We start from the raw sequence: 14,975 nt of genomic DNA on the forward strand, positions 1-14,975 counted from the left end.
GACCACCGTATTTTTTAGATAATACTGATGTGATCGCTGCAGTTAAAGTTGTTTTACCATGGTCAACGTGGCCGATTGTACCAACGTTAACGTGGGGTTTTGTACGTTCAAATTTTTCTTTAGACATTTATCGTCCCTCAATGTAATACAAATCGGTGGTGATTCACCACATTAACCAAGTATCATATTTAGTTTTAACATAATACTAACTTAAAATTAGCTCTGAATGATACCAGATAAAGCCGTCAAGTGACAAGCTCTAAAGCAGTCAAATCTAATTTTTTTAGAAGGTTTAGGAAAGTAACAAGAATGGTGCTGATAGGCAGATTTGAACTGCCGACCTCACCCTTACCAAGGGTGCGCTCTACCAACTGAGCTATATCAGCAATTGGAGCGGGCAGCGGGAATCGAACCCGCATCATCAGCTTGGAAGGCTGAGGTAATAGCCATTATACGATGCCCGCATGTTCAAACTCGGCTACCTAAATGCTTCAATTAGCAATTGCTAATGTTAGATAATGGTGGTGGGGGAAGGATTCGAACCTTCGAAGTGTGACACGGCAGATTTACAGTCTGCTCCCTTTGGCCGCTCGGGAACCCCACCCCGAATCATTATAAACTGTTTACTTAGGAAAATGGTGCCGGCTGCCGGAATCGAACTGGCGACCTACTGATTACAAGTCAGTTGCTCTACCTACTGAGCTAAGCCGGCCTAAGTGCTGCGCATTATGTACTAGAACATTTAAGCTTGCAAGCAAAAAAAACATTTTTTTTATTGTTTGCTTAAAAAAAAATCAAAAAAACCAAAAAAGACTGAGATGTAAACTATTTCAGGATTTTTTTTAATCAAAAAATATATATTAAATTATTTCTTTTTTTACGCTTTTTTCTTGGTTTTAGTTACAAAATACTGTTTAACAACGGTATTAATAGCAAAATTATTATGAATATCATCCCTATCTTGCCCATTAACACCGCTAATTTCAAGCAGAATTTATAAGTTTAATAAAATTAAACAATAAAAAAGCCCGAGATATAAACTATCTCAGGCTTTTGCTAATCAAGAATAATATTTAAATTATTTCTTTTTTGGCGCTTTTTTCTTAGTTGTCGTTGCTGCTGCACCTTTAGCGGCAGTGTGAACAGCTACATCTTCACTAATATCACCTTTATCTTGATACGCACGACCATAGTAAGTATCAAGTAGAATTTGTTTTAATTCTGCAATTAAAGGATAGCGAGGATTAGCACCAGTACATTGGTCATCAAATGCATCAACTGCAAGTTGATCAACTTGAGCTAAGAAAGTTTTCTCATCTACACCAAACTCTTTGATAGAGAAAGGAATATCTAGATCTTTTCTTAATTGATCTAACCAAGCAATTAGTTTCTCAACTTTCTTTTCGTCTTTATCTGTTGCTACAGTTAAGCCAAGATGTTCAGCAATCTCAGCATAACGTCTTACAGCTTGAGGATAACCATATTGGCTAAATGTACCTTGTTTAGTCGGTTTATCCGTTGCATTAAAGCGAACAACATTACTAATTAACATCGCATTCGCTACACCATGAGGAATGTGGAATGCCGCACCAATTTTATGGGCAATTGAGTGGCAAACACCTAAGAATGATTGAGCAAACGCAACACCAGCTAAAGTTGCAGCATTATGCACTTTTTCACGAGCGATAGGATTTTTTGCTCCTTCTTTGTAGCTTGTTGGCAAGTAAGCTTTTAATAAACTTAATGCTTGTAATGCTTGACCATCAGAAAACTCGCTTGCCATAATTGACACATAAGCTTCTAAAGCATGAGTTACCGCATCATAACCACCTGCAGCACAAAGTGATTTTGGCATATTCATAACTAAGTTAGCATCGACAATTGCCATGTTTGGTGTAATTGCGTAATCAGCTAATGGATATTTTTGACCAGTTGCATCATCAGTAACTACCGCAAACGGTGTCACTTCAGAACCAGTACCTGATGTGGTTGTCACGCAAATTAGTTTTGCTTTTTTACCCATATTAGGGAAATGACAAGTACGTTTACGAATATCCATGAAACGCAATGCTAATTCGTCAAATTTAGTTTCTGGGTGTTCATAAAGAACCCACATAATTTTCGCCGCATCCATTGGTGAACCACCACCTAAAGCAATAACAGTATCCGGTTGGAATGCTGTCATTGAATCAGTACCTTTACGGACGACACTTAATGTTGGGTCAGCTTCAACATCAAAGAAGGTTTCACAAATCACACCTTGCGCTTCAAGTTGATCAGTAATTTGTTTTGAGTAACCATTATTAAATAAGAATTTATCAGTTACTAAAAATACTCGTTTGGCACCTTGCTCAATCACTTCATTTAAAGCAACTGGAAGTGAGCCACGTTTAAAATAGATAGAACTTGGTAATTTGTGCCATAACATGTTTTCTGCTCTCTTAGCGATTGTTTTCTTGTTAATTAAGTGTTTCGGACCGACATTTTCTGAGACCGAGTTACCACCCCAAGAACCACATCCTAATGTTAAAGATGGTGCTAAATCAAAGTTATACAAATCACCGATACCACCGTGAGCAGCTGGTTGGTTGATTAAAATACGACATGTTTTCATTTTACTGCCAAAATAAGCAACACGATCACGATTGCTATCTTGATCAGTATAAAGTACTGAGGTATGTCCCATACCCCCCATTTCAACAAGTTTTTCAGCTTTATCTACTGCTTCTTTAAAGTCTTTAGCTTTAAACATAGCTAATGTTGGTGAAAGTTTTTCGTGAGCAAATGGTTCAGATAAATCCACTTTACTTACTTCACCAACAAGTACTTTCGAACCTGCTGGAACTTTAATGCCGGCCATTTCTGCAATCTTAGTTGCTGGTTGACCTACGATATTAGCATTTAAAGCGCCTTTATCATTTAAGATGATACCTTGAACAGCTTTTGTTTCTTTAGCATTTAAAACATAAGCACCATATTGAGTCAATAAATTACGTACTTCATCATAAACTGAATCAACAACAACGATAGCTTGCTCAGAAGCACAGATCATACCATTATCAAAAGTTTTAGACATAAGTACTGATGCAACAGCACGTTTTAAATCGGCAGTTTCATCGATAATTACAGGGGTATTACCTGCTCCAACACCTAATGCTGGTTTACCAGAACTGTAAGCCGCTTTAACCATACCTGGACCACCAGTTGCTAAAATTGCAGCAACATCATCATGATGCATTAAAGCATTTGATAATTCGATAGATGGCTCATCAATCCAACCAATGATATCTTTTGGCGCACCAGCTTTAATTGCTGCATCTAATACAATACGGGCTGCTTCGATAGTTGATTTTTTAGCGCGTGGATGTGGCGAAAAGACAATAGCATTACGAGTTTTTAAACTGATTAATGATTTAAAAATTGCGGTTGAAGTTGGGTTTGTAGTTGGCACGATTCCACAAATAATCCCTAATGGCTCCGCTATTGTAATGGTACCATAAGACTCATTTTCAGCAATAACACCACAAGTTTTGTCATTGCGATATTTATTAAGAATATACTCTGCAGCAAATAAGTTTTTAATAACTTTATCTTCTACAATCCCCATTCCTGATTCAGCAACAGCTTGCTGTGCAAGAGGGATTCGAGCTGCGGCTGCGGCTGTTGCTGCTGCCACGAAGATTTTATCAACTTGCTCTTGAGTATAAGTAGAATAAGTTTCCTGAGCTTTTTTAACGCGAGTCATTAACTCATTTAACTCATTCATATTGGTTACTGCCATAGATTTCTCCTTGAAAATTAAAAAATAAACTTGGATCGTTTGGCGTCTTCCTTGAACATATTTAAAGCATATTTATAATAGCAAAACGAAATTGTTGGATATCGTAAATCAGTTTTTTACTTTACACAATAAGATATTCACAAAAAATGAATGTTATTTAAAAGAGCAAATATTTTTATTGTTTTTTTGCTGATTAAAATTCAAAATTCTATTAATTTAATATCAAAGCATTTCAAGAAAAAACAATTTACAACAAAGTAAAAAAATATATTTTTTTAGCGTAAATACATAATAAATATTATGTAATACTTAACTTATTTAACACATAACTAACCGCCACAAAACCAAATGTTGCCGTAACAGTTGTGATTGCCCCAAAACCTGATTCACAATCCATTTTTTTTGCACCTTGTGCTTGGCTTTTCATTAAGCAAGTTTGGCCATTAGATGCCGGATAAGTCAATTGTTCAGTTGAAAAAACACATGGAATAGTAAATTTGCCTTTACTATCTTTGTTAAGTTTATAATCATTTTTCAATCGTTCACGCAATTTAGCCGCTAAAGGATCTTGAATTGTTTTCGCTAAATCGGCGATTTTAATTTGTGTAGGATCTTTTTGCCCACCCGCGCCCCCGATTGTAATGACCTTTAATTTTTGTCGCTTACAATAAGCCAAAACAGCAGCTTTATCTTTGACGCTGTCAATTGCGTCGATAATATAGTTATAACGAGGATGTTGTTTAGAACCCAAATAATCATTAACGTTATCGGCATTAATAAAATCATCTATTTCATTAACAATACATTCAGGATTAATCTGTAAGATTCGCTCTGCCATCACCGCCGTTTTTGCTTTACCTATATTAGATTTTAAAGCATGAATTTGACGATTAGTATTGGTAATACAAACATCATCCATATCTATCAAAGTAATTTGTCCAATACCACTTCGAGCAAGCGATTCAGCGACCCAAGAGCCTACTCCGCCAATACCAATTACACAAACATGTGCCTGAGAAAAAGAAGCTAATGCAGACTCACCATATAACCGCGCAATTCCGCTAAAACGTTGAAAATAAGAATCTGAAAATGTGTTTTGCATAAGTACCATTCATCAATCAAATTAAGTCAGCATACTAACAGCGCATAGATACAAGCGCAATATGTTAACCAATCTTCGTGAATGGTTACTATTAACTAAGCAAAAATCATAAATGAATTTTTAACTCTAATAATTTTTGCATCACTTTTGGTATTTGTCGTAACTCAATAAATATATTTTAGAGCTATCAATGATTTTTATAAAAAACTGCATCATTCATAAATGTAAGAACATTTAACCAATATTGTAATTAATGCTTGTCAAAATACAAATACCAGCATTAATTATTATTTAGCAAAATTTATTAATTCACTAACCAGTTGCTGTGGTTCAATAGGGTTTACAATATCAGAAAAATCACTATTTTTAGCGTTTATTCGATAAACTAAAGATTTTATTGTTACTAAACTGTTAACCTCATCAAATTGTTGAATCAGGATATAACGTCTGTTTAAGTTGGAATCAATGCCATCAATATATTTCACGTTATTATAAAGTTTGATTTCTGTTTTTTGATTACCACGTGTTTTAGCTTGCCCAAGAAATATTTGCATGGCTTCTTGTTCATTGGCAACCACTTCATTAATAATTAAAATTCGAGTATCACTCAAGTCACTACTATAAAGCACAACATAATTATCAGTGAACTTTTGGATATGATTAGAATTAAAAGATTCAGTTTTCTTAAAATTAACAGAAAAAAATTGGCTTTACTCTGGTAACTGAAATTCTGGCAAGAATTCATTAGATGATTGAGTTAAAATTTCATCTGTTTTAGGTTCAGATAATACTTGATTAATTGGCATATTTATTAAAATGCATGCAGTAAAGATCGCTCGAAGTTTTCTCATACTCTCTACTCTATTGATTGAATCATCATGCTTAAAAAGATGATTATAACCTTATTATGTAAGTTAGCAATTTATATCAGAATTTCTTAACAAAAATCTTTCTAATATCAATGTAACGAATTTAAATAACCTTTATCTTATTGAATTAAAATATTATTTTTACTGAAACATACCCATAATCTGAAACTTTTTTACAAACTAATATGGTATTTGCTAAATAAGTGGTTGAAAGTGATTGATCCCTATGATGCGCAATTATAAGGATACTATTTGTCATTAAATGTATTCGTTTGACTTTTTAGTTTTACCTACAATAAATATTGTTAAACATGATTAATGAAGAGGAAAAATCAATGCGTAAACCCAAAAAGTTACTTAACGATCCAAATAACGTAAGACAAGAAGTTATGCAAGGATTGGTGTGTGCCTATAATGGTAAATTAACAGCTATTCCTGATTATTGTGCTGTTTATGGTAATCATATATCAAATGAACAAGTCGTTGTTATTTCGGGTGGTGGTAGTGGTCATGAACCAACTTTTGCCGGTTTTATTGGTGAAGGAGGCATTGATGGTTGTGCTTTAGGAGAAGTATTTACTTCACCATCACCAGACCAAATAATAGAACTTACCAAAGCGACTGAAAATGGTAATGGTGTGCTTTTTTTATATGGTAATTATTCAGGTGACGGGATGAATTTTGATATTTCAGCCGAAATATTAGCAGAAGAAAACATTGTCACTAAAACTATTCGAGCAACCGATGATATTGCCTCAGCTCCCTTATCCAAACTATCTGACCGCCGTGGTGTAGCCGGTATTATGTTTTTATATAAAATTGCAGGTGCTGCTTCTCAATTTGAAAAATACAATCTTGAAAATCTTTATCAAGTTGTAGCAAAAGCTAACGCTAATGTTCGTACTATAGGTGTCGCACTTGATGGATGCGCCTTACCTCAATCAAATAATTTTAATTTTGAATTAGATGAAAATGAGATCGAAATTGGGATAGGCATTCATGGTGAGGCTGGATTACGGCGACAAGCAATGACATCAAGTGATGAAGTTGTCAAAGAGATGATAGATCGCTTATGTGATGATTTACCTTTCCAAACAGATGATCGTGTGTGTGTACTGATCAACAATTTAGGCGCTCTTAGTAATACAGAACTATTAGTGATAACGCGCAAAGTCGGTATTGAACTTAATAACCGAGGTATTATCATTCACGATATTGCTGTCGGACATTTTTGTACATCACTTGAAATGTCAGGTTTTTCAATCACACTAATGAAGTTAGATGATGAATTGCAACATCTTTATGATCTACCTTGTCAAACGCTTGGATGGAGAAAATAGAATGAATTTATTACAAGTACGCAAAATGATGTTATTTACCGCTCAAAGAATGGTCGAAAGTGAACCCGAATTAACAGCATTAGATCAGATTGTTGGTGATGGTGATCATGGTATTGGAATGAAACGAGGGTTTGCATCTATTATTGAGTTGTTACAAGATGAAAAATTTCAACCTACTGATATAGGCGATTTTTTTATTAAGATAGGTACAAAATTAATGACAAGCATGGGCGGTGCTTCGGGCGCTATATTTGGAACATTATTTAGAACTGGCGGAAAAAGTATTGTGGGCACAATGGAATTGAATTCTGAAGTCTTTGCAAAATTTCTTAACGACGGTTGGCAAGGGGTATATCAACGTGGTAACGCAGAGCCTGGCGATAAAACGATGGTTGATGCATTATCAGCAGCGTCAAAATCAGCCAATGAATTAACCCATCTTACGCTCAATGAAGCTTTACCAATAATTGCTAAATCAGCAATGGAAGGAGCAGAAAAAACCAAACAGATGATTGCGGTATTTGGGCGTGCTAAAAATTTAGGCGATCGTACTATTGGACATATGGATCCTGGAGCAGTTTCAATGGCATTTATTTTAAAATACATGAATGACTATATTCATATGCAATAAAATTAAAATACAATAAAGAACAAAATCCGCTGTTCATCGGCGGATTTCTACAAACTCATTGAGCCACAAAAATAACCTATAAATTCTACTATTAAACAACACAAAAAAATTCGATAAGTTAACATTATCAAAATAAAATAAAACATCTGCATTTTATAACGTAATGTTGAATTATTACGTTATAAAATTAGAGAATATCAAACATTAGTGTTTAAATTTAATTTGTGATGGATACGCCCAGCGTTGCAACTCTTCGGGTGGAAAACCACCAGGATCTTTACCATCATTAATAAGTAATGCGTGATAATAAATTTCAGCCATTTCTTCAATATAAGCAGCTTTTAAAACAGCTTCATAAGGATCTTTATCAACAGCTATAGCCCCGTGTTTCTCCATTAAAATCGCATCAGCACGCTTAATTGGTTCAATCACGCTGTGTGATAGTTCAGTTGTTCCAGGCCTACCATAAGGCGCAACAGGAATAACACCATCTTTTAAATTAAGGATAGCACATTCATAAACTACGGCAGGTATAGGTCTTGCTAATACGGCAAATGAAGTGGCAAAAATAGAGTGAGTATGCGAAATAGCAAAAACATCCTCACGAGCCTTATAAATTTCAAGATGCATTAAACATTCACTGGTAGGTCTTAATCCCGAATCAGCTTCAATAACATTAGCGTCAAGATCCATAACCACTATGTCGCGAACTGTTAATAATTTTTTATCAATTGTAGTTGGTGTTACAAGCACATATCCTGTTTGTTTATCTCTAACACTTGAGTTACCCGCTTTATGTTTACATAATCCCCATTCGCTAGATTTTTGTGCCATATCGACAACATACTGTTTTTGAATCTCTAACATTTTATGACTCCTATTTTTGGCAAAATATTCATTGATAGTTTGCAAACAATTTCCAAATTTCGTGGTTATTGTTTGCTTTTCGTATATTTGCAGCTCCTTCATGAAGTTCTAATAATTCATTTAATTGAGCTAAAGCTTTAAGATGTTTTTGTGGGTTATTGGTAGCAAGAACAACGATTAAATCAGCTTGCATATAACCACAAATATCAATTTTTTGAGGAAATTTAAGTAAAGACATCGCAACTTTATTAACACCATCATCAATACCAGCATGAGCGATGATTAAGCCATCAACTAACATAATATAAGGTTGTTCAAATTGAATTTTGTTAATCATCCTTTCAAGATAATAATGCTCTATGGATTGATTAGTTAGAAGTGGTTTTGCGGCTAATTCAAGTGCATCTTGCCATGAAATATCGGCTGATTGCGCAATATTGATATGTTCTGGTTGCATTAAATCAGCAAGTGATGGAATTTCATGTTGGGTTATACGTAAAGGGTTATCATTTACTTCATCGTTATACAGATATGAGGTTAACTCTTTTTGTAAGGCTTTTCTCTCTTTTATATTACTGAACTTTTCAATAATTAACATCAGTTCTTCAACTTGAATTATGCTTGGATCAATTCCTTGTAAAGTGCCGATCACCTGATTACGAAAAGCATTTTTATGAAAATTATTAACGGATGGATTAACAATAAATAAAAGTTTATCGGTCGATAAATAGGATGTTGAAAACACAATATCATAATAATGATTATATTTTTCAAACTCACGTTTAGACATTGCATCGGAAAAATGTAATTCGGGTAACAAAACTTGCAAAGTTAAATAAAGATAAGTTGAAACAGTTGCACTATTTTCACAGACAACAATCGCAATTTTTTTTGTTTTGATTTGATTTATCAAACCTTCACGAGTTAACCAACCGCCAAATAAAACCGTTATAAAAGCGACTTCTTCATCAGGCATATTACAATGTAAAATTTTTTCAAACGGTGCAATGGCTTTTCGTACCATTTCATGTAAATGACCAAACTCTTGTAAAACTATGTCATAGACACTATTAATATTGGTAATATGATAACGAATTCGATAATAGGCGGGTTTCCAATGTTGATAAATGCGTTCAGTAAGTTCACTCTTATCCCTAAAAGTAATACAACTAATCTGCTCAAAATTATTAATAACTTCAACCGCACTTTCCAATAATACAGTATCTAAATGGAAATATTTGTCTGATAAAGTTTGGATATTTGAACTTTGCACTAGAATCGTTAAAAAAATTTGTTCATTAAGATCGGTAATACCAAATTTTTCAATCAACTTTTTCATCAATTGAAAATCACGACTATTGGCAACTTCAGCATAATTTTCAGGTAAGTGCTCAATTTTTTTATCGGTTTCAATGCGCTGTAACATAAAACAGATAAAGTAGGTCAGTTCTTGTAACTGCTCATCGGTAAAAATAATTTTTAATTTTTTCTCTATTTCACTAAATACCTGCCCTACTTGTTCTAATCCACCTTGAGTAATAATATCATTTTCTTTAAATATTTTATCCGCGACTGGCATACTGATAATTCTACGAATTAATTTCAGCAATAAATACCGTTTGTCAATTTCTTTACCAATAATTCTGTAACCATTTTCACGGTCATAGCTTATTTGTAAATGATATTGCACTATCATGAGTTGTACTTTTTTAATGTCATTAATAACGGTATTTTGGCTAATAGTAAGAGCGGAAGATAAATGTATTAATGACAATCTTTCAGTTCGAGTTAATAAAAAGAATAAAAGCAAATGGACTCGTTCATCTTCTGAATATATATAACGTCCAATAGCTTTTGAAACAGGTTCATCTCTAAATGTTTCAATGACATGTTTTGGTACACTAAATTTTCCTGTTTTAAAACGTTTAATTAATTCAAGATTAGAAGACTCAAGGAAATCATTAATTTTCTTTAATGTATAACTAAGTTGTTTGCGTGTTAACCCAAATTCAGCTTGAAGTTCTACACCACTGATACTTGGGTTTTGAATCAAGGCATTTAGAACAGTATGAATTCTATTATCAACAACCATATAACAATTACCTTTTTGTTCGTTGTCTGATGGTAATTATCATTACCATCAGAGATACTAAACACTATTTTCAACGAATGTTTAAATGCTCATTTATCCATTATTTTCAGCTAAATCCTGTATTGTTTCCCTGCGCAGTTCACGGGCATAAAAGAAATATCCTACACACCAATAAACAGCAAAAATTAAGGGTACAAAATAACCTTGCAAACATTGCCAAATAAAAGAAAACGCATAGGTAAAGACAGGTGCATCAATAGAACTATTTGAAATTAATTGATTGGCTGGAATATCAATTGCTTTAGTTGATAATCCTAAATCGGTGATGATAGGCGCAAACTGGGTACCAACAAATAAGAAAAATGGCACGCCTATAATTGCTAAGATAACCATTCTTAAAGTATTACCTTTAGTTAAAATATAAGCAGGCACAATAAGGGCAATGTTGATAATGCCAGCAAACGGTAAAAGTTTATTGCCAGGTAAAATAACAGCCCAAATTAAAGTAAAAGGAATAGCAACAATTATAGTAAACCATATCTCACTGGCTCCTCCCATAAATGGCCAATCCAAACCGACAAACAATTTACGCCCAGCAAAACGCTTATTCATGTAATCACTGATTGCTTCAGAAATTGGCGAAAGCGCCTGCATAAATAATTTAGAAATCATTGGAAATAACATCAATGCGGTAGCTGCTTGCACACCTAACATTAAGATGGCTGCCACATCATAACCAGCAATAATTCCAAAGGTCACACCTAATAAAAAACCAATTACATGATTTTCAGCAAAAATACCAATTTTGGCGCGTAACGTTGCTGCATCCATTGGTTTATTTAAAATAGGAATTTTGCGAAGAAGTAGATCAAAAGGGTAATAAATTGCACTAAAAAATAACATTCGGTGAGTACATGTAACACCTGGAATACCCGTTAATTTTTCAATACGATGTTGATTAATATCACCAGAATTAAGTTCCAATATGATTTGTAATGTGGCAACAATAAAAGCAAGAACCAATGCCACAACAGATCCTAAAATTGGTGTAGCAACAGCGACAACAATGAAAGCTGTAAAAATTTTTCCCCATACATTCCATAAATCAGCGTTAAATGTATCTGTCTTTTTGAAGACTAGCATTAAAATATTGACGCCAACTTGTAAAGGAAACATTAGAAAAGCATACGGCCAAGCCCAAGATACGTTTGCCATAGTTGTCCAACCGCCATCAACAATACTAAGCTCAATACCTGTTCGTTCCATCATTGTTTGTGCTGCTGAGCCAATGGCGCCTACCATAAAACCAATCAGCATACTCATACCAACAAATGCAACACCTAATGTAATAGCGGCTGATGCACCATCTCTAAATTTCATTCGGACAATTAAACCCGCAATGAGCATAATGAAAGGTACAAAAACTGGAGCACCTAAATTTAAAATATAATTTATAATTGTTCCAAGAAAGTCCATAATGTACTCCTATTTACAGGCATCGATAATTTTTTGTAATTCAGCTTCCATATTTATTCCCGTTAAAAATGCAATGCCATTAATCACAGGGATAGAATATTGTTTTTCAACTTTGGTTATCGCTATGTATGCCCCGCTACTTTTGATATGAGAATCAACCGATTTTAGATCGACAACTTCAACCTTTATGTCATCAAGATTTCGTTCTTTTAATAAACGTGTAACCTTACTTGCAACTGTTTGAGATGTAGCTACTCCACTGCCACATGCAACAATAACTTTTTTCATAATGCCTCCTTATAAATTAATATTCGACGTGAGTAGTGTAAAAACTTCATGTTTGTTTTTTGCATGGAAAAGAGACTCTAAAAAACATGAATTTACAAAGCAGGACATTAATTTTTGCAACAAATCAATATGTCCATTTTTTTTGTTAAACCCAAGTAAAAAAACAAAATTAGCATTTAATACATGGTCATTATTTGCCATTTCGCACCATGGAATGGTTCCTTTAACTCGAGTAAAAAAGATGAATGGTTTAATCACATGTTCAATGTCAGTATGAGGCATAGCAACTACATAAGGTTCTGTAGGTAGAGCGGTTGGGAATGAAGATTCTCTTTTTTTAATTGCATCTAAGAAAGAGTTATTAACATATCCTTTCTTTCTTAGAACAGAAAATGTGAATTCAAAAAATTGATTATTATTTTGGAAGTCTTTATCTAAAAGAATTAAATCTTCAAAAAACATTTGCTCGCTAGATTCATTCCCCATTTCATCCTCCATCATTAAGTGATCAGCAAATTTTTAAAACATTAGTTATTTGCTACTGCTAGAATTAAATTAGCACTGTTTAGATGTGATTGATTTTAGAAAATAAAAATAAAAGAAACTAATGGATTTGATACCAAATAGTCGCCATGGTATTGCACATCATAGGGAGCGTTATAACAATAGTATTAATAATTTTATCAAGTGGGTTTTATAAATATATTTTTGAAGGAAAAATAGAATCTAAAAATAGATTAATCTCCGTCTGCTTTCCACAGACGGATTATGAAAGATAACCAATTTATTACTAATTAATTAGTTTTTGAATGAATGAATTGGAGCTGGAATACGCCCACCACGACTAATAAAATCACATGAACTAAATTTATTTACAGGCATTACTGGCGCATGGCCAAGTAAACCACCAAATTCAATATTATCGCCTACTTTCAAACCTACCGCAGGGATAATTCTGACAGCCGTAGTTTTATGATTAATTACGCCAATTGCTGCTTCATCAGCGATAATTGCTGAAATAGTTTCAGCTGGTGTATCACCAGGAATAGCAATCATATCTAGCCCCACTGAGCAAACGCAAGTCATGGCCTCTAATTTTTCAAGGTTTAGTGCCCCATTATTTACTGCATCAATCATCCCCGCATCTTCTGATACAGGAATAAAGGCACCACTTAAGCCACCCACATGGCCACAAGCCATTACGCCACCTTTTTTTACGGCATCATTCAGCATCGCTAGCGCAGCGGTAGTTCCATGTGTTCCAACAACTTCTAGTCCCATTTCTTCTAAAATATGTGCTACTGAGTCACCGATAGCTGGAGTTGGTGCTAATGATAAATCAACAATCCCAAATTTAACCCCTAACCGTTCTGACGCTTCTTTACCTACCAATTGCCCCATACGAGTTATTTTAAAGGCTGTTTTTTTAATGGTTTCAGCAACAACATCAAAAGGCTGACCTTTAACTTTTTCCAATGCTCGCTTAACTACACCCGGCCCACTCACACCGACATTAATCACACAGTCAGCTTCACCAATACCATGAAAAGCACCAGCCATAAATGGATTATCTTCAACTGCATTAGCAAATACCACTAATTTTGCACAAGCCATACTACTATTATCGGCGGTTAATGCGGCCGCTTCTTTAATAATTTGTCCCATTTGCTTTACTGCATCCATATTAATACCAGTTTGAGTAGAACCGACATTAACTGATGAACAAACTCGTTCGGTTTGTGCTAATGCTTGTGGAATTGATTTAATAAGAATTTCATCGCCTTTATGGTAACCTTTTTGCACTAATGCAGAAAATCCACCTATAAAATTAACACCAACCGCTTTGGCTGCTTCATCGAGTGTTTTAGCAAAAGCAACATAGTCTTTATCGTCACTTGCACCTGCAATCAATGATATAGGCGTAACCGAAATACGCTTATTAATAATAGGGATACCAAATTCAGAAGTAATTTGATCACCAACTTTAACTAAATCTTTCGCTAATCGCGTAATTTTATCGTATATTTTTTGACGCGCTTTTGCGCCATCACTATCAATACAATCAAGAAGAGATATACCCATGGTTATTGTGCGGATATCAAGTTTTTCTTCCTCTATCATTTTAATTGTTTCGAGGATCTGTTTTGTTTCCATTAGTTCTATCCTTTCGTAAAAATATGAAATTGAGCTTATAAACGATGCATTGCATCAAAAATTTCTTCTCGTTGTATATTCACTTTAACTTTTAACTGCTCACCGGTATGTACTAAAGTATTTTTAACTTCATCAAAAGTGGCGTTAATTTTAGATAAATCTAATAACATAATCATGGTAAAATACTCATCCATGATAGTTTGGCTAACATCTAAAATATTAATATTTAATTCATATAACTTTTGGCTTATCCCTGCAATAATTCCTGTTTGGTCCTTACCTATTACCGTTAAAATTGTTTTCATCACACTCTCCGCACAAATTTTATACACTTAAAAAATATTTATTGAGTTGTTTATAATAACACCTTCAAAA

At 34.1% G+C, this 14,975-nt stretch carries 14 protein-coding genes and 4 tRNA genes; 2 read left to right on the top strand and 16 right to left on the bottom strand.

Annotated elements, in window-relative coordinates; all coding sequences use genetic code 11:
• The 9 genes from B6C84_RS06455 to B6C84_RS11565 form a co-directional block, all read right to left on the bottom strand.
• On the bottom strand, positions 1-127 hold a 127-nt coding region (locus B6C84_RS06455; RefSeq protein ID WP_084390269.1), incomplete at its 3' end, for a GTP-binding protein.
• A 183-nt stretch (positions 128-310) separates the two neighbouring features.
• Positions 311-386, bottom strand: a tRNA-Thr gene (locus tag B6C84_RS06460).
• A gap of 3 nt (positions 387-389) precedes the next feature.
• Positions 390-464 (bottom strand) — tRNA-Gly (locus B6C84_RS06465).
• Positions 465-519: 55 nt separating this feature from the next.
• A tRNA-Tyr gene (locus tag B6C84_RS06470) sits at positions 520-604 on the bottom strand.
• A gap of 32 nt (positions 605-636) precedes the next feature.
• Positions 637-712: transfer RNA gene (locus tag B6C84_RS06475), tRNA-Thr, on the bottom strand.
• A gap of 366 nt (positions 713-1,078) precedes the next feature.
• On the bottom strand, positions 1,079-3,781 hold the full coding sequence (adhE, locus tag B6C84_RS06480) for a bifunctional acetaldehyde-CoA/alcohol dehydrogenase (RefSeq protein WP_086320771.1): 2,703 nt from the start codon (positions 3,779-3,781) through the stop codon (positions 1,079-1,081).
• Between the two features lie 298 nt (positions 3,782-4,079).
• Positions 4,080-4,883 carry a tRNA cyclic N6-threonylcarbamoyladenosine(37) synthase TcdA gene (gene tcdA, locus B6C84_RS06485; RefSeq protein WP_086320770.1) on the bottom strand — a complete coding sequence of 268 codons (804 nt, stop codon included), beginning with the start codon at positions 4,881-4,883 and terminating at the stop codon, positions 4,080-4,082.
• 287 nt (positions 4,884-5,170) lie between these two features.
• A complete protein-coding gene (locus B6C84_RS06490) occupies positions 5,171-5,512 on the bottom strand; it encodes a hypothetical protein (RefSeq protein WP_086354176.1) in 342 nt (113 codons plus the stop codon).
• 81 nt (positions 5,513-5,593) lie between these two features.
• Positions 5,594-5,734: a hypothetical protein gene (locus B6C84_RS11565; protein ID WP_165754922.1), complete on the bottom strand. Its 141-nt coding sequence runs from the start codon at positions 5,732-5,734 to the stop codon at positions 5,594-5,596.
• A gap of 353 nt (positions 5,735-6,087) precedes the next feature.
• On the opposite strand from B6C84_RS11565, the gene B6C84_RS06495 reads away from it, so the two are divergent.
• A complete protein-coding gene (locus B6C84_RS06495) occupies positions 6,088-7,092 on the top strand; it encodes a dihydroxyacetone kinase subunit DhaK (protein ID WP_065604096.1) in 1,005 nt (334 codons plus the stop codon).
• Between the two features lies 1 nt (position 7,093).
• A complete protein-coding gene (gene dhaL, locus B6C84_RS06500) occupies positions 7,094-7,723 on the top strand; it encodes a dihydroxyacetone kinase subunit DhaL (protein WP_086320768.1) in 630 nt (209 codons plus the stop codon).
• Between the two features lie 204 nt (positions 7,724-7,927).
• On the opposite strand, the gene B6C84_RS06505 is transcribed toward dhaL, so the two are convergent.
• From B6C84_RS06505 to B6C84_RS06535, 7 genes are all read right to left on the bottom strand, one after another.
• Positions 7,928-8,590, bottom strand: a complete 663-nt coding sequence (locus B6C84_RS06505; RefSeq protein WP_065604100.1) for a class II aldolase/adducin family protein — start codon at positions 8,588-8,590, stop codon at positions 7,928-7,930.
• Positions 8,591-8,618: 28 nt separating this feature from the next.
• Positions 8,619-10,682, bottom strand: a complete 2,064-nt coding sequence (locus B6C84_RS06510; RefSeq protein WP_086320767.1) for a BglG family transcription antiterminator — start codon at positions 10,680-10,682, stop codon at positions 8,619-8,621.
• A gap of 93 nt (positions 10,683-10,775) precedes the next feature.
• Positions 10,776-12,158 carry a PTS galactitol transporter subunit IIC gene (locus tag B6C84_RS06515; protein ID WP_025314606.1) on the bottom strand — a complete coding sequence of 461 codons (1,383 nt, stop codon included), beginning with the start codon at positions 12,156-12,158 and terminating at the stop codon, positions 10,776-10,778.
• A 9-nt stretch (positions 12,159-12,167) separates the two neighbouring features.
• Complete coding sequence (locus tag B6C84_RS06520; protein WP_086320766.1) at positions 12,168-12,446, bottom strand: PTS sugar transporter subunit IIB; 279 nt, start codon at positions 12,444-12,446, stop codon at positions 12,168-12,170.
• A 9-nt stretch (positions 12,447-12,455) separates the two neighbouring features.
• Positions 12,456-12,932: a PTS sugar transporter subunit IIA gene (locus B6C84_RS06525; RefSeq protein ID WP_165754921.1), complete on the bottom strand. Its 477-nt coding sequence runs from the start codon at positions 12,930-12,932 to the stop codon at positions 12,456-12,458.
• 312 nt (positions 12,933-13,244) lie between these two features.
• The gene (locus B6C84_RS06530) at positions 13,245-14,600 is read right to left on the bottom strand and encodes a PFL family protein (RefSeq protein WP_086320764.1); all 1,356 of its coding nucleotides are present in this window, start codon (positions 14,598-14,600) and stop codon (positions 13,245-13,247) included.
• A gap of 35 nt (positions 14,601-14,635) precedes the next feature.
• Positions 14,636-14,905, bottom strand: a complete 270-nt coding sequence (locus B6C84_RS06535) for an ACT domain-containing protein (protein ID WP_034900855.1) — start codon at positions 14,903-14,905, stop codon at positions 14,636-14,638.
• Positions 14,906-14,975: the final 70 nt, after the last annotated feature.

The organism is Gilliamella apis (assembly GCF_002142155.1).
In the GTDB taxonomy this organism is placed as follows: domain Bacteria; phylum Pseudomonadota; class Gammaproteobacteria; order Enterobacterales; family Orbaceae; genus Gilliamella; species Gilliamella apis.

Bases quoted from the DNA above. Each gene is read 5' to 3' on its own strand.
- adhE (WP_086320771.1), bottom strand. From the start codon at position 3,781: ATGGCAGTAACCAATATGAATGAGTTAAATGAGTTAATGACTCGCGTT.
- tcdA (WP_086320770.1), bottom strand. From the start codon at position 4,883: ATGCAAAACACATTTTCAGATTCTTATTTTCAACGTTTTAGCGGAATT.
- B6C84_RS11565 (WP_165754922.1), bottom strand. From the start codon at position 5,734: ATGAGAAAACTTCGAGCGATCTTTACTGCATGCATTTTAATAAATATG.
- B6C84_RS06495 (WP_065604096.1), top strand. From the start codon at position 6,088: ATGCGTAAACCCAAAAAGTTACTTAACGATCCAAATAACGTAAGACAA.
- dhaL (WP_086320768.1), top strand. From the start codon at position 7,094: ATGAATTTATTACAAGTACGCAAAATGATGTTATTTACCGCTCAAAGA.
- B6C84_RS06505 (WP_065604100.1), bottom strand. From the start codon at position 8,590: ATGTTAGAGATTCAAAAACAGTATGTTGTCGATATGGCACAAAAATCT.
- B6C84_RS06510 (WP_086320767.1), bottom strand. From the start codon at position 10,682: ATGGTTGTTGATAATAGAATTCATACTGTTCTAAATGCCTTGATTCAA.
- B6C84_RS06515 (WP_025314606.1), bottom strand. From the start codon at position 12,158: ATGGACTTTCTTGGAACAATTATAAATTATATTTTAAATTTAGGTGCT.
- B6C84_RS06520 (WP_086320766.1), bottom strand. From the start codon at position 12,446: ATGAAAAAAGTTATTGTTGCATGTGGCAGTGGAGTAGCTACATCTCAA.
- B6C84_RS06525 (WP_165754921.1), bottom strand. From the start codon at position 12,932: ATGGGGAATGAATCTAGCGAGCAAATGTTTTTTGAAGATTTAATTCTT.
- B6C84_RS06530 (WP_086320764.1), bottom strand. From the start codon at position 14,600: ATGGAAACAAAACAGATCCTCGAAACAATTAAAATGATAGAGGAAGAA.
- B6C84_RS06535 (WP_034900855.1), bottom strand. From the start codon at position 14,905: ATGAAAACAATTTTAACGGTAATAGGTAAGGACCAAACAGGAATTATT.